The following is a 14357-nucleotide window of genomic DNA, read 5'->3' as shown; positions in this document are numbered from 1 at the left end:
CCGGGGCGCGTCCGCGAGGCCTCAGGACAGGTGGTGCACCTCCTGCAGCCCGTGCACCGGGGTGTCGATGTCCTCGAACCTCGCCTTGAGCTGGAGCGCGAGGTAGAGCGAGTAGTGCCGTGACTGGTGCAGGTTGCCGCCGTGGAACCACAGCGCCTCCTGCTGGGTGGGCTTCCACATGTTGCGCTGCTCGCCCTCCCAGGGCCCCGGGTCCTTGGTGGTCTCCGAGCCCAGCCCCCACACCTTCCCGACCCGGTCGGCGACCTCCTGGGAGATGAGGTCCGCGGCCCACCCGTTCATGGAGCCGTAGCCCGTCGCGTAGACCACGAGATCGGCGGGCAGCTCGGTCCCGTCGGCGAGCACCACCGCGTCCTCGGTCAGGTGGTCGACCTGGCCGTGCGCGAGCTTGACCTCGCCGTCCGCGACCAGGTCCGCGGCGCCGACGTCGATGTAGTAGCCCGAGCCGCGGCGCAGGTACTTCATGAAGAGGCCCGAGCCGTCCTCGCCCCAGTCGTGCTCGAAGCCGGCGGACTCGAGGCGGTCGTAGAAGTCCTTGTCCCGCTCGGCCATCTGCTCGTAGAGCGGGATCTGGAAGGTGTGCATGATCCGGTAGGGCAGCGAGGCGAAGATGAGGTCGGCCTTCTCGGTGGTGACCCCCGCGGCGACGGCCCGCTCGGAGTAGAGGTCACCCAGGCCGATGTCCATCAGGCTGTCGCTCTTGACGATGTGGGTGCTCGACCGCTGCACCATGGTCACGTCCGCGTCGTGTTCCCACAGCGCCCCGCAGATGTCGAACGCGCTGTTGTTGCTGCCGACCACCACGCAGCGCTTCCCGGCGTACGCGTCCGGGCCGGGGTGCGCGGAGGAGTGGTGCTGGTCGCCGAGGAAGGCGTCCTGCCCCGGCAGCTCGGGGATGTTGGGCTTGCCGGACATCCCGGTGGCCAGCACCAGGTGCTTCGGGCGCAGGGTCAGCGGCTTGCCCTCGCGCTCGACCTCGACCACCCACTCCTGGGTGGGCTCGTGGTACGACGCGCTGACGGCGACGGTGCTCGTCCAGTACGGCACCTCCATCACCTTGGTGTAGGACTCCAGCCAGTCGCCGATCTTGTCCTTGGGGGCGAACACCGGCCAGTTGTCCGGGAACTTCAGGTAGGGCAGGTGGTCGTACCAGACCGGGTCGTGCAGGCACAGCGACTTGTAGCGGTTGCGCCACTGGTCCCCGGGCCGGGCGTGCTTGTCGATCACCAGGCTGGGCACCCCGAGCTGGCGGAGCCGGGCACCGAGGGCGATCCCGCCCTGGCCGCCGCCGATCACCAGCACGTAGGGCTCGGTGGTCGAGCCGAGCGACTCGGCCTCGGCCTGGCGGTGCTCGAGCCAGGTGGTGCGGTCCTTGTCGGCGCCGTGCTGGGCGCCCTTCGGCCGGCGCCCGCCGCGCGGCTCCTCGTGACCCTTGAGCTCGTGCAGGGTCGTCAGGAAGGTCCACGCCTTCGGCTCGCCGTGCTCCTCGACGAGCCGCAGCAGCCCCCGGCCGCGGCCGACCGCGGTCTCGAAGGTGAACCAGGCCGTGGTCACGCCGTCCGCCTCGTCGGGCGGCTCGCTGGTGGCGAAGCCGCTCGGGTCGGTGTGCTCGAGCGTCGCCCCGAGCAGGTCGGCGACCCCGGCGGGGTCCTCGACCGTGGTGATGTTCCACGAGAACGCGATCAGGTCGCGCCAGAAGCTGGTCGCCGCGAACATGCCGGCGGCCCGCTCGACGTCACGCGAGCGGAGCGCGTCCTCGAAGCCGGACAGCCACGCGTCGGCGCGCGCCTGCGGGCTGGTCCCGGTGGGGGGATCGATGGTCTGGGTCATGGTTGCCTCCTTCACCTACGCTGTGATGGAGCACACACCGAGGCTGCGGGGTCGCGACAGGGTTGCACTGGGTTGCAGCGCCGCGGCCGCCGCGGTGAGGAGGGCGGCAGGGTGGACGAGCAGGACCTCGCCGTACGCCGCACCCGCGAGGCCGCCCTGTCCGGGGCCCGGGCCGCTCCCGGCGCCGCGCCGCCCCGCGCCGAGATCGCCGCGTCCTGGCGTCGCATGGCCCTGTGCGGCCTGGACCCGTCCGGGGCTCCCGAGGTCGCGCCGCTGACCGAGGCCGAGGTCGAGCGCCGGCGCTCCACCAGCGCCCTCGCGCGGGTGGTGCCCGGCCTGGTGCGCTCGCTGGAGTCCGTGGTCGGTGCCGGGCAGCTGGTCGTGGTCAGCGACGAGGAGGGGCGTGTGCTGTGGCGGCGGGGCACGCCGCGGGTGCAGCGGATGGCCGACGACCTCGGCTTCGTGCGCGGGTCGGCCTGGACCGAGGGCAACGTCGGCACCAACGCCATCGGCACCGCCCTGGTGCTCGGCGGCCCGGTGCAGATCCGGGGCGGGGAGCACTTCGTGGAGTCCCACACCCGGTGGGGCTGCGCGGCGGCCCCCGTCGTGGACCCGTGGACCGGCCGCAGCCTGGGCGTGGTCGACGTCAGCGGCCCCAGCCGCGGCCTGCACCCCGCCGAGCTCGCCCTGGTCGAGATGGCGGCCCGGCTCGCGTCCGTCGAGCTCCTGGAGGAGCGCCGGGCCCGGCTCGAGCGGCTCCGCGGGCACGCCACCCCCGTCCTCGCCCGGATCGCCGGGCCGGCCCTGGTCGTGGACCGGGACGGCCACCTCGCGGCCGCCACCGGGCTGCGCGCGCCGGACCGGGTGGCGCTGCCGGACGGCCTGGTCGACGGCGAGGCCCGGCTGCCGCGCCTGGGCACGGCCCGGGTGGAGTCGCTGCCCGATGGGTGGCTGCTGTGCCTGGCGGATGCCGAGGAGCCGGAGCCGGCGCGGCTGGTCCTCGACCTGGCCCGCGAGCCCGAGGTGCGGGTGAGCGGGGCGGCGCGGGACTGGGTCCAGCGCCTCTCGCGCCGGCACGCCGAGATCCTCGTGGCGCTGGTGCAAGCCGGCCCGGCGGGGCGTACCGCCGCCGACCTGGCCGCCGACCTGTTCGCGGCTCCGGGGCGCCTGGTCACCGTGCGGGCCGAGGTGTCGCGGCTGCGCCGAGTGCTGGGGGGCCTGCTGCTCACCCAGCCCTACCGGGTCGCCCCGCACCTCGAGTGTGCGGTCCGGCTGCCGGCCGACCGCCGGACGCTGCTGCCGGGCTCCAGCGCCCCCGTCGTCGTGCGCCTGCGCGAGAGCGGCCGGGTCGGGCCGGGGGGTGCCGGCACGTAGGGTTGGCTCCGAGATGAGCACCCCCTTCACCCTGCCCGGACTCGACCGCCTCGAGGGCGCCGAGGAGCCCCGCACCACCCGACGCGGTCCGACCCGCGAGGAGCTGCTGGAGGGGCTCAACGAGCCCCAGCGCGCGGCCGTCGTGCACGAGGGTGCCCCGCTGCTCGTCGTGGCGGGCGCCGGCTCCGGCAAGACCCGGGTGCTGACCCGGCGGATCGCCTGGCTGATCTCCCAGCGCAAGGCCCACCCCGGGTCGATCCTGGCGATCACGTTCACCAACAAGGCCGCCGCCGAGATGAAGGAGCGGGTCGAGGACCTGGTCGGCAAGCGTGCCCGGATCATGTGGGTCTCGACGTTCCACTCCGCGTGCGTGCGGATCCTCCGCAAGGAGATCGACAAATTCGGCTACAAGTCCAACTTCTCGATCTACGACGCCGCCGACCAGAAGCGGCTGATGACGCTGGTCTGCAGGGACCTCGACCTGGATCCGAAGCGCTACCAGCCCAACGCGGTGCTGCACTGGGTCTCGAACCACAAGAACGAGCTGCGCGACGCCGAGGAGGCGACCAAGGACGCGCAGAACAAGCTGGAGGAGACCTACGCCGCGGCGTACACGCTCTACCAGCGACGCCTGCGCGAGGCCAACGCGCTGGACTTCGACGACCTGATCATGATGACGGTCCACCTCTTCCAGGCCTTCCCGGAGGTGCGCGAGACCTACCGCCGGCGGTTCCGGCACGTCCTCGTGGACGAGTACCAGGACACCAACCACGCGCAGTACGCGCTGATCCACCAGCTCTGCGCCGACCCGATGGAGGAGACGGGCTCGCTCGAGGACGCCGCCGCCGAGCGGGTGGAGCCGGCGGAGCTGATGGTGGTCGGTGACGCCGACCAGTCGATCTACGCCTTCCGCGGCGCCAACATTCGTAACATCCTGGACTTCGAGCAGGACTTCCCGAACGCCACCTCGATCCTGCTCGAGCAGAACTACCGCTCCACCCAGACCATCCTGACCGCCGCCAACTCCGTCATCGGCCACAACAAGGGGCGCAAGCCCAAGCGGCTGTGGTCGGACGCGGGCGACGGCGAGCGGATCGTCGGCTACGTCGCCGACGACGAGCACGACGAGGCGCGGTTCGTCTCCGAGGAGATCGACAAGCTGGTCGACGAGGGCGAGGTGCGCGCCGCGGACGTCGCGGTGTTCTACCGGACCAACGCCCAGTCCCGCGTGTTCGAGGAGGTGTTCATCCGCACCGGCCAGCCCTACAAGGTCGTCGGCGGGGTGCGCTTCTACGAGCGCCGCGAGATTCGGGACGCACTGGCCTACCTGCGGATGCTGGTCAACCCGGCCGACCAGGTCTCCCTGCGCCGGATCCTCAACACCCCCAAGCGCGGCATCGGGGACCGGGCCGTGGAGTGCGTCCAGGCGCTCGCCGAGCGCGAGCGGCTCACGTTCTGGGAGGCACTCCGCCGGGCCGGGGACGCCCCCGGCCTGGCGACCCGCTCGTTGACCAACATCAGGGGCTTCGTCGCGTTGGTCGAGGAGCTCCAGTCGATGGTCGAGGCGGGGGAGCGGGCCGACGTCATCCTCGAGTCCGTCCTCGCGCGCTCGGGCTACCTCGCCGAGCTCGAGGCCTCCGACGACCCCCAGGACGAGACCCGGATCGAGAACCTCGCCGAGCTGGTCGCGGTCGCCCGGGAGTTCTCCGACGACCCGGTCGCGGGCCCCTCGGCGGACCCGGCCGACGTCGACGCCGGCACCGTCGCGCCCGGGCTCGGCGACTTCCTCGAGCGGGTGGCCCTGGTGGCCGACACCGACCAGATCCCCGACGCCCCTGATGACGAGCAGAGCGACGGCGTGGTCACGCTGATGACGCTGCACACCGCGAAGGGGCTGGAGTTCCCGGTGGTCTTCCTGACCGGGCTCGAGGACGGCGTCTTCCCGCACGCCCGCTCCCTCGGCGACCAGCCGGAGCTCGAGGAGGAGCGTCGGCTGGCGTACGTCGGGGTGACCCGGGCCCAGCAGCGCCTCTACATCTCGCGCGCGGTGGTCCGCTCCGCCTGGGGCGCGCCGTCGCACAACCCGGGCTCACGCTTCCTCGACGAGCTCCCGGTCGACCTGGTCGACTGGCGGCGCACCGAGGCGGCCCAGACCCGGTGGGGCCGGCCCGACCTCGCGAGCGGTTCCCCGGCTCGGATGGGCCAGCCGACGTCGGCCGGCCGCCGCAACTTCTCCTCTGCCGCGCTGCGCGCCGACGCCGCGGCCAAGGCCAAGCCGGCCCGCGCGATCCCCTCGCTGGAGCCGGGTGACCGGGTGCTGCACGACTCGTTCGGCATGGGGACGGTCGTCTCGGTGGAGGGCGCGGCCGACAAGGCCGTCGCGTCGATCGACTTCGGCTCCGAGGGCGTCAAGCGGCTGCTGCTCCGCTACGCGCCGGTGGAGAAGCTCTAGCCAGGAGCGCAGCGACGGGCTGGAGCTTGATGGTGGTCGAGTAGCGTCCGCGACCGAGCTTGCGAGGTCGCGAAGAGCGTGTCGAGACCCGGTGAGGCGAGGAGGCTGCCCGAGGGCGGCGTTCATCCGTGGTCACGGTCGACGCGCACGTCACCGGGTCTCGACACGCTCCGTCGCGACTTCGCTCCTCAGTCGCGGTCGCTACTCGACCACCGAGAGCCCTGCCGGAGTCGCGTTCGACGGCTTCGCCGTCGACGGCGGCTCCGTCAGGGCTGAAGCCCGTGGACTACGAGGGCCTGGTAGGGGTCGACCGGGTCGCCGCCGCCCGGGCGGACCTCGAGGTGCAGGTGCGGCCCGGTAACGTTGCCGGTGGCGCCGATGTAGCCGATCAGCTGGCCGGCCTCGACGGTGTCGCCGACGTTCACGGCGTACGACGTCTGGTGGCAGAACCACAGCTCGGTGCCGTCGTCGAGGGTGATCACGGTCTTGTTGCCGTAGGAGCCGTCGTAGCCCACCGAGGTGACCACGCCGTTGGCGATCGCGTGGATCGGCGTCCCGCTCGGGGCCGCGAAGTCCAGGCCGGTGTGGCAGGAGGACCAGAGGGTGCTGCACTGGCCGAACGTGGCCGTGAGGTGGTAGCCGTCCACCGGAAGCTGCCACTGGTTGAGGGCGATCTTGGCGGCCTGGGTCTCGGCGGCCTTGGCGAGCTTCGCCAGTGCCGCGTTGTGCTGCTCGGCCTGCTGCTCCGCCTCGGCGACGAGGTCGTCGTCCGCGGCGTCCGTCAGCGCGTCGCGCCGCGAGTCGCGGCTGATCGCCGCGCTGCGGGCCTCGAGGAGGCTCACCCGGTCGACGTCGCTGGCGCCGTTGAGCGCGCTGGCCTGCGTCACGTGCTGCTCGGAGCTGACGAGGCCGGGGGTGGCGGCGGTGACGGCGCCGCCGGCCGAGACGGCCAGGGCGGCGACACCCACGAGGATCGGGGCCGAGGGGAGCCCGCGGAAGAGCGGTCCACGCGGGGCCGAGCGGCGCGAGGCCGGCTTGACCGCCTTGCGCTTGCCACCGGTGCTGCTGCCACCCGTGCTGCGAATCTCCGCATCCGGGGTCTCCGAGGGTCGACGGCCGTGGCCGCGGTGATCCGCTCGGTGATTGCCCATGAAGGATTCTCCGCTGAGGTCGGGGGTGGTCCAGCGAGCGATGACTGTAACGGATGGGTCACGGGGCGGGAAACCGAAACCCCCCATTTGGGTAATTGCCCACACGAATGTGACGGTCCGAATTGGGTACGAACGCCCGTTTCCCCGCGTGGACGAGCGTGGCCGGCGACTGCCGCGTGGCCTTCGTCACCGGGTCGGATAACCTGCGCCCCATGATCACGACAAGCCCGAACCGCCGGATCCGCATCGTGGTCGGCAAGCCCGGACTGGACGGGCATGACCGCGGCGCGAAGATTGTGGCACGTGCGCTTCGGGACGCCGGCCACGAGGTCATCTACACCGGTCTCCACCAGACGCCGGAGCAGATCGTCGAGACGGCGATCCAGGAGGACGCCGACCTGATCGGGCTCTCGGTCCTCTCCGGCGCCCACATGACCCTGTTCCGCAAGCTGGTCGAGCTGCTCTCCGAGCGCGACGCCTCCGACATCGTGGTCTTCGGCGGCGGCATCATCCCCGAGGAGGACATCCCGGTGCTCCAGGAGATCGGGGTGGCCAAGGTCTTCACGCCCGGCGCCCCCACCCACGAGATCACCGGCTGGGTGGCGGAGCACTTCGCCGAGGACGCCTCCGCCTAGCCCGGACCTCCCGGTCCCTGGCCGCGCTCGACGTCGAGGACGACTCGCACCCGCTGCCCCGCCTGCCGGGCCTGGCGCACACGCATCCGCGACGACGTGATGCGGCGGGGAAGCAGCGGCGCCCCGGCGCCGAGGGTCACCGGCGTCAGGCCGAGCCAGATCTCGTCCAGCAGCCCCGCGTCGTCGAGCTGGCCGACCAGGTCGCCGCCGCCGAGCACCCAGATGTTCCGGTCCGGCACGGCGGCCACGATCTCGTCGTACACCGGTCGGACCTCCCCGGAGACCAGGTGGATGTCGATGCCGGGCAGCCGGGGCAGGTCACGGTGCGTGAAGACCCAGCCGGGCCGGTCGCCGTAGAACTCCCGCCACTGCTGCGGATTCGCGACCATGTCGTAACGGTCCACCATCCACTCGTAGGTGGTCGCGCCCATGACCAGCGCGCCGACGCCGGAGATGAACTCGTCCCAGTCGCCCTCGTCCCCGTCGCCGTCGTGCGGGACCTCGAAGAGCCAGTCGAGCGAGTTGTGCTCATCGGCGATGAAGCCGTCGAGGGTGCAGGCGGTGAAGTACTGGACCTTCGTCATGCGGTCACGGTAGGTGCTCGGTGGCCTGGCTCACATGATCGTGCTTGCGCCCCGGTTTTCACGCTCGCGTTGCGTGCGTCACGTCCGAGCACCCGGCCTCGTCGTACGCCTGGCAGCGGGTCTAAGGTGCCGGGAGGAATCCCCGGACTGTCAACTGAAAAAGGACTGGGTGGATCGTGGACCTGATGGAGTTTCAGGCGAAGGAGCTCTTCGCCAAGCATGACGTGCCGGGTGCCCCGGGCATCGTCGCGACCACGCCCGCCGAGGCGCGCGCCGCAGCCGAGAAGCTGGGCGTGTGCGTCGTCAAGGCGCAGGTCAAGGCCGGTGGCCGCGGCAAGGCCGGCGGCGTCAAGCTGGCGAAGACCCCCGACGAGGCCGAGGCGCACGCCGAGGCCATCCTCGGGATGGAGATCAAGGGCCTGACCGTCCACCGCGTGCTCATCGCCCCGGCGGCGAGCATCGAGGAGGAGTACTACTTCTCCTTCCTGCTGGACCGCGCGAACCGCCAGTACCTCTGCATCGCGAGCGTGGAGGGCGGTGTCGAGATCGAGGAGGTCGCCAAGACCAACCCCGACGCCGTGAAGCAGATCCCGATCGACCCGGGCGCCGGTGTCGACGAGGCGAAGGCCCGCGAGATCGTCGCCGAGGCGGCCTTCCCCGCCGAGCTGACCGAGCAGGCAGTGCAGACCGTGCTCGCGCTGTGGAAGGTCTTCGTCGAGGAGGACGCGACCCTCGTCGAGGTCAACCCGCTGGCCCGTCTGGCCGGTGACAAGCTCGAGGCGCTCGACGGCAAGGTGTCGCTGGACGAGAACGCCGAGTTCCGTCACGAGGACCACGCGCAGTTCGAGGACAAGGAAGCCACCGACCCGCTCGAGGCGAAGGCCAAGGCCAAGGGGCTCAACTACGTCAAGCTCGACGGCTCGGTCGGCATCATCGGCAACGGCGCGGGCCTCGTGATGAGCACCCTCGACGTGGTCGCGTACGCCGGTGAGGCGCACGGCGGCGTGAAGCCCGCCAACTTCCTCGACATCGGTGGCGGTGCCAACGCGCAGGTCATGGCCGACGGTCTCGACGTGATCCTCAACGACGCGCAGGTCAAGAGCGTGTTCGTGAACGTCTTCGGCGGCATCACCGCCTGCGACGAGGTCGCCAACGGCATCGTCGGCGCGCTGGAGATCCTCGGTGACGAGGAGAGCAAGCCGCTGGTCGTGCGCCTCGACGGCAACAACGTCGAGGAGGGCCGCCGCATCCTCACCGAGGCCAACCACCCGATGGTGACCCTCGTCGACACCATGGACGGAGCGGCCGACAAGGCCGCCGAGCTCGCGAACGCCTGAAGCAAGGACTGACTAGACGTGTCTATCTACCTCAACAAGGACTCCAAGATCATCGTCCAGGGCATGACGGGCGGCATGGGCTCCAAGCACACCACCCTCATGGTCGAGGCCGGCTCCAACGTGGTCGGCGGCGTGAACGCCCGCAAGGCCGGCACCTCGGTCGAGCTGGGCGGCAAGGACCTCCCGGTCTACGGCAGCGTCAAGGAGGCCATGGCCGAGACCGGCGCCGACGTCTCGGTCGTCTTCGTGCCGCCGGCGTTCACCAAGGACGCCTGCGTCGAGGCCATCGACGCCGGCATCGGCCTGCTCGTGGTCATCACCGAGGGCGTGCCGGTCCAGGACACCGCCGAGGTGTGGTCCTACCTGCAGGGCAAGGAGACCCGGATGATCGGGCCGAACTGCCCCGGCATCATCACGCCCGAGGAGTCGCTGGCCGGCATCACGCCCGCCACGATCGCCGGCAAGGGCCCGGTCGGCCTAGTGTCGAAGTCCGGCACCCTGACCTACCAGATGATGTACGAGCTCCGGGACTTCGGCTTCTCGACCGCCATCGGCATCGGCGGCGACCCGATCGTCGGTACGACGCACATCGACGCCCTCGCGGCGTTCGAGGCGGACCCGGACACCAAGGCGATCGTGATGATCGGTGAGATCGGTGGTGACGCGGAGGAGCGCGCAGCGGCGTACATCAAGGACCACGTCACCAAGCCGGTCGTCGGCTACGTCGCCGGCTTCACCGCCCCCGAGGGCAAGACCATGGGCCACGCCGGCGCGATCGTGTCCGGCTCGTCCGGCACCGCGCAGGCCAAGAAGGAGGCCCTCGAGGCCGTGGGCGTCAAGGTCGGCAAGACGCCGTCCGAGACCGCGGAGCTCATGCGAGAGATCCTGAAGAGCCTCTGATCCAGCGCAGCACACCGACCCGTCGTCGGCTGACGACGGGTCGGTGTCATTTCTGCGTGGACGAGCGACGGGTCGGCGGGCTCAGCAGCCCTCGACCGTCCAGACGCACAGCTCCGGCAGGAGTGCCTCGGTCTTGCCGCTGATCTCCTCGACGCCGGCGGGGAGGGTGTCGGTGGACCACTCGCCGCCGTTGAACGTCCCCACCAGGGCTCGGCCGACGCGGGCGAACTGGTAGACGCCGCCACCGAGGCCCTCGCGGTAGGTCATCGAGAACGTCACCGAGTCATCGGCGGCGGCGAGGTCCGCCTCCTGCAGGCTGATGAGCTGGTCGTTCGCCGAGGTGTCCCCGGGGATCTCGGGGCAGTCCTTGACGGCCTGGCGCAGCGCGTCCAGGGCGGCCGTGACGTCGGCACTGCGCGAGAAGGTCACGAGCTCGCGGCTCTCCCGGTACTCCGGACCGGTGGCGGTCACGGCCAGCCGCTCGACCCCGTCGACCGGCCACACGGAACGGCCGCACAGGTCCAGGGGCGGGACGCCCTGGGCCTTCGCCGACGGGCCGTCGAGCGGGTCACCCTCGGGCGAGGCGATGTCGCGGTCGAGCGGGAAGTCCGCCGGGATCGCGCTGACCGCGCCCTCGCCGATCGAGGGATGGGCCTCTGCGGACGCCGACTCGGCGCCGGATGGTGTGCGGCACGGCTCCGCGGCAAAGATGCACATGTCGCTCAGCACCGGCGCCGACAGGGTGGCCATCCGCTGCACCTCGGCGTCGACGACCTGCGGGCCGCCGGCGCTGGTGTGGTCGGTCGCGAGGTAGACCGCGTTGCCGACCCGGGCGACCTGGAAGACCGTGAGGTCGGCGAGCAGGTCCTTGTCCATCCTCGCCTGCTGCGTGAAGACGTAGGAGTCCTCGGCGGGGAGCTCGGTGTCCACGGCGGCGTAGACCAGCGGAGCGCCCTGGCCCTGCTGCTCGGTCGGGCAGGTCTCGACCCCGTGCCGGACCGCGTCGAGCACCTTGGCCGCGACCTCGTCGTTCTCGTAGAGCGCCAGGGTGCGGCCGGCGCTGCCGTCCGTGCCGGGCTCGCTGTAGGTGGCGCCGAGGAAGTCGACCGCCGGGGCGACCGGGTCGTTCGACCGGGTCGAGAACGTCGGAACCCCACAGAGCGTGAGGTCGTCGACCACCGGGAGGGGGCGCACGTCGTAGCGGAACGTCGCGTCGTCGGGCAGGGCGGTCAGGTCGAAGTCGCCGGAGCTGCCGGGGATGGCCTGCAGCCAACCGGCGCCGTCGACGGTGCGGGTCGGGCTCGGCGAGGGGGTGCCGACCGGGCCGGGTGACGCGTCGTCACCACCACGGGCGACCACGGCGAGCGGCGTCGCGACCACCGCGATCACGGCGAGCGCGCCGACGGCGGCGATCGCGTTGTTGCGGCGCCGCATGCGGGTGCCGCGGCGGCGCACCTCGGAGGCGGGCAGCGGGTTCACGTTGAGTCCTTCGTGCTTGAGGTTCTCGAGGTCCTCGATGGGGTCAGACATGGCTCGCTCCCTCCTGGAGGCCGCCGTTGGAGTCGTCGGAGAGCAGCGCGGCGAGCGCTGCGCGGCCGCGGCTGAGCCGGGCCTTGATGGTGCCCTCGGGCACGCCCACCTCGCGGGCCACCTGGTGGACCGGCAGGTCGGCGAGGTGGTGGAGCACCAGCGCCTGGCGCTGGGCCTCGGGCAGCTGCCGGAGGGCCGTCACGAGCGCGACGTGGGTCTCGCTCGGTGGTGCCGCCTCGGTCGCCGCTCCCAGCGCCCGGTCCGCGGGCCGCCGGCCACGCGTCGTACGCCGCCAGCGGCTCACCGCGAGGCGGTACGCCGTGGTGCGAACCCACGCCTCCGGGTACTCCGCGCGCTCCAGCTTGCGTCGGTGTGCCCAGGCGCGGACGAACGCTTCCTGGACGCACTCCTCCGCCTCGTCCCGGTTGCCGATCATGGCGTACACCTGGCCGGTGATGCGGGAGTAGGAGGCGTTGTAGAAGTCGTCGAACTCGCGTTCGTCCATCGACCCGTCCCCGTCTCGTGTGTGGTCGTGCTGTGGTGTCTGTCGGGAGGTATACGCCCCGGGGGCACTCACGGTTGCACGAGCTCGAGGGATTTTGCGGGAGGTGTCAGCCCTTCGCCGGCGGCGGCATCGCGGCCAGCCGGTCCAGTGCCCGGCGGACCAGGGCGGGGAAGGTGCCCGGCGGCATCGTGACCTTGCCGGAGGGGACGAACCCGACCTGCGCGACGGACGTGCCGTCCCGAGCGATGCCCATCAGGAAGTCGACGGTCGACTCGTCGCTGATCTCGGTCCTCACGTGCCAGACGCTCAGGTCGGTCGTCTTCGTGGAGACGTCGGCCACGGGGGTGACGTCGGTGCCGAGGTCCTTGTCCGGGCAGGCGTCCAGCTTCGCCCGCACCTTCTCCACGAAGGCGTGGGCCCGGGCCGCGGGCATGGAGCCGACGGTCTCGGTGAGGCCGAACTCGTCGGGGAGCTTCGCGCCGGGGATGCCGAAGTACCGGGTGAGGTTGTTGGTCATCGGCGGGGCACTGAAGTCGGCGTGGTCGCAGCTCGTGGCGGCCACGTTGAGGACCGCCTTGCGCGGCTCGGTCCCGACCCACGGGCGCACGATGCCGGCGAGCGGCGGCAGGTCGATCTCGCCCAGCATGCCGGGGACCTGGCCCACCGGCACGGGGGCGGCGACGCTGTGGCGGGGCCGGCCGGCGCAGGCTCCGGCGTCGGGTAGGCGGCACAGCCCGTCGACCGCGGTCGCGAGCAGGCCGGCCGAGCGGTCGAGGTCGGGGACCCGTTCGCCGGGGACGCGGGCGAGGGTCGTCGTGGTGAGCTGTCCGCTCCGCGCCACGCCCACCACCATCGTGCTGTCCTGCTTCCAGGAGCGCAGCACCAGCATCATCGCCTCGTCGCCGACCCGGTCCACCTGGTGCGTCGACAGCAGCTGGACCCGCGTGTCGGTGCAGCCGGCGTACCAGTCCAGGGTCCGGTCGAAGGTCCGGCCGGCCGTCTTGTCGCTCCTCGACACCTCCGTCACCTGGAAGGCCGCGGCGGCGTCCTTGGCCTTCCCGGCGTCGAACGTGCGCAGCAGCGCGGCGGTGCCGCGGGGGTCGGCGTACCTCTCCTCCTGGCAGGGCAGGACCAGGCCGTCACCGCCGGTGTTGTCGTTGGTCTCGTCGATGCGCCAGCGGGGCGCGGCGATGCCCTTGGCCACCTGTCGGGCGGTCAGCATCGCCGAGTCCGGCAGCGTCTCGGGGGTGGCGACCGGGCGCGCCGAGTCCTCCGCCTGGGACGCGCTCGTCACGGCCGGGTCGTCGCCGCCCAGGGTGGGGCGGACCCCGGTGGTGTCGGTCACGAGGACCCCGGTCGCGACCAGCGCGACGACGGTGCCCAGGGCGCCCACCGCGGTGTGGGTACGACGCCGCCGGGTGCCGGCGCGCCGGATGATCGTGGAGCGCGGCCAGCGGACCGCGGCCTCGACGTGCTCGCGCAGCGGCTCGAAGAGCGTCCGGACGCTGGTGGAGGCCACGTCGCGGTGCACGGCGAACTGGGCCGTGGCGCGCTGCAGCTCGCGCTCCGCGTCGGCCTGGGGCAGGCCCACCTCGCGAGCCATGTCGGTCAGGGACACCGACGAGAGCTGCGTGAGCAGCAGCGTCTTGCGCTGGTTGACCGGCAGCTTGCCCAGCGCGTCGAGGGTGGCCAGCACCTCGGGGTCCAGCCCCTTCTCGCGGTGCCAGAGACGGGCGGTGTGACGGCGCTGGGCGTGTGCCCAGGCATGCGGCCGCGCCCACGCCTCCGGGTCGTCCAGGCGTGAGACCTTCCGCCAGTGGTGCCAGGCCGCGACGAAGGCGTCGCGGACCGCGGACCGGGAGGCCGGGAGGTCGCCGGTGAGTGCGTAGGTCTGCAGGAGGAGGCGGTCGCGGGCGTCCTTGTAGAACGCGTCGAACTCGTCGGGATTCCTCATGACCGCTCCACGGTACGGGAGTCGTGGGTCACCCTGCCAACCGGCGTGGGAGCGCCGGAACACCCCCGGGTGCGGGCCATGATGGCC

At 71.9% G+C, this 14357-nt stretch carries 11 protein-coding genes; 5 read left to right on the top strand and 6 right to left on the bottom strand.

The window, feature by feature from the left end; all coding sequences use genetic code 11:
• Nucleotides 1-21 precede the first annotated feature (21 nt).
• Nucleotides 22-1848 (bottom strand): flavin-containing monooxygenase, encoded by a 1827-nt coding sequence (locus ABD268_RS00860; protein WP_344146150.1) that lies wholly within the window; start codon nucleotides 1846-1848, stop codon nucleotides 22-24.
• A 111-nt stretch (nucleotides 1849-1959) separates the two neighbouring features.
• On the opposite strand from ABD268_RS00860, the gene ABD268_RS00855 reads away from it, so the two are divergent.
• Nucleotides 1960-3222 (top strand): GAF domain-containing protein, encoded by a 1263-nt coding sequence (locus ABD268_RS00855; RefSeq protein ID WP_344146147.1) that lies wholly within the window; start codon nucleotides 1960-1962, stop codon nucleotides 3220-3222.
• A gap of 13 nt (nucleotides 3223-3235) precedes the next feature.
• A complete protein-coding gene (gene pcrA, locus ABD268_RS00850) occupies nucleotides 3236-5674 on the top strand; it encodes a DNA helicase PcrA (protein WP_344146144.1) in 2439 nt (812 codons plus the stop codon).
• A gap of 266 nt (nucleotides 5675-5940) precedes the next feature.
• Here pcrA and ABD268_RS00845 read toward each other — a convergent pair whose 3' ends face one another.
• Nucleotides 5941-6825 carry a M23 family metallopeptidase gene (locus ABD268_RS00845; protein ID WP_344146141.1) on the bottom strand — a complete coding sequence of 295 codons (885 nt, stop codon included), beginning with the start codon at nucleotides 6823-6825 and terminating at the stop codon, nucleotides 5941-5943.
• A gap of 212 nt (nucleotides 6826-7037) precedes the next feature.
• On the opposite strand from ABD268_RS00845, the gene ABD268_RS00840 reads away from it, so the two are divergent.
• Nucleotides 7038-7460 carry a cobalamin B12-binding domain-containing protein gene (locus tag ABD268_RS00840; RefSeq protein ID WP_344146138.1) on the top strand — a complete coding sequence of 141 codons (423 nt, stop codon included), beginning with the start codon at nucleotides 7038-7040 and terminating at the stop codon, nucleotides 7458-7460.
• Here the strand turns inward: ABD268_RS00840 and ABD268_RS00835 are convergent.
• Entirely contained in the window at nucleotides 7457-8044 is a 588-nt protein-coding gene (locus tag ABD268_RS00835; protein ID WP_344146135.1) for a dihydrofolate reductase family protein, read from the bottom strand. The genes ABD268_RS00840 and ABD268_RS00835 overlap by 4 nt on opposite strands.
• Nucleotides 8045-8220: 176 nt before the next feature.
• Between ABD268_RS00835 and sucC the strand changes: the two genes are divergently transcribed.
• A complete protein-coding gene (gene sucC, locus ABD268_RS00830; RefSeq protein WP_344146132.1) occupies nucleotides 8221-9381 on the top strand; it encodes an ADP-forming succinate--CoA ligase subunit beta in 1161 nt (386 codons plus the stop codon).
• Nucleotides 9382-9399: 18 nt separating this feature from the next.
• The gene (gene sucD, locus ABD268_RS00825) at nucleotides 9400-10281 is read left to right on the top strand and encodes a succinate--CoA ligase subunit alpha (RefSeq protein ID WP_344146129.1); all 882 of its coding nucleotides are present in this window, start codon (nucleotides 9400-9402) and stop codon (nucleotides 10279-10281) included.
• Nucleotides 10282-10362: 81 nt separating this feature from the next.
• On the opposite strand, the gene ABD268_RS00820 is transcribed toward sucD, so the two are convergent.
• The 3 genes from ABD268_RS00820 to ABD268_RS00810 all read right to left on the bottom strand — a co-directional run bounded on the left by ABD268_RS00820 (nucleotide 10363) and on the right by ABD268_RS00810 (nucleotide 14270).
• A complete protein-coding gene (locus ABD268_RS00820; RefSeq protein WP_344146126.1) occupies nucleotides 10363-11811 on the bottom strand; it encodes a hypothetical protein in 1449 nt (482 codons plus the stop codon).
• On the bottom strand, nucleotides 11804-12316 hold the full coding sequence (locus ABD268_RS00815; protein WP_344146123.1) for an RNA polymerase sigma factor: 513 nt from the start codon (nucleotides 12314-12316) through the stop codon (nucleotides 11804-11806). Before ABD268_RS00815 ends, ABD268_RS00820 begins: the two co-directional genes overlap by 8 nt.
• Nucleotides 12317-12422: 106 nt before the next feature.
• Nucleotides 12423-14270 carry a SigE family RNA polymerase sigma factor gene (locus ABD268_RS00810; RefSeq protein ID WP_344146120.1) on the bottom strand — a complete coding sequence of 616 codons (1848 nt, stop codon included), beginning with the start codon at nucleotides 14268-14270 and terminating at the stop codon, nucleotides 12423-12425.
• Nucleotides 14271-14357: the final 87 nt, after the last annotated feature.

The organism is Nocardioides koreensis, from assembly GCF_039531775.1.
Taxonomy (GTDB): Bacteria; Actinomycetota; Actinomycetes; order Propionibacteriales; family Nocardioidaceae; genus Nocardioides; species Nocardioides koreensis.
The sequence above is the reverse complement of the archived record's forward strand: the minus strand, read 5'-3'. Positions and strand labels throughout refer to the sequence as shown.

Bases quoted from the DNA above. Each gene is read 5' to 3' on its own strand.
- ABD268_RS00860 (WP_344146150.1), bottom strand. From the start codon at position 1,848: ATGACCCAGACCATCGATCCCCCCACCGGGACCAGCCCGCAGGCGCGC.
- pcrA (WP_344146144.1), top strand. From the start codon at position 3,236: ATGAGCACCCCCTTCACCCTGCCCGGACTCGACCGCCTCGAGGGCGCC.
- ABD268_RS00845 (WP_344146141.1), bottom strand. From the start codon at position 6,825: ATGGGCAATCACCGAGCGGATCACCGCGGCCACGGCCGTCGACCCTCG.
- ABD268_RS00840 (WP_344146138.1), top strand. From the start codon at position 7,038: ATGATCACGACAAGCCCGAACCGCCGGATCCGCATCGTGGTCGGCAAG.
- ABD268_RS00835 (WP_344146135.1), bottom strand. From the start codon at position 8,044: ATGACGAAGGTCCAGTACTTCACCGCCTGCACCCTCGACGGCTTCATC.
- ABD268_RS00820 (WP_344146126.1), bottom strand. From the start codon at position 11,811: ATGTCTGACCCCATCGAGGACCTCGAGAACCTCAAGCACGAAGGACTC.
- ABD268_RS00815 (WP_344146123.1), bottom strand. From the start codon at position 12,316: ATGGACGAACGCGAGTTCGACGACTTCTACAACGCCTCCTACTCCCGC.
- ABD268_RS00810 (WP_344146120.1), bottom strand. From the start codon at position 14,270: ATGAGGAATCCCGACGAGTTCGACGCGTTCTACAAGGACGCCCGCGAC.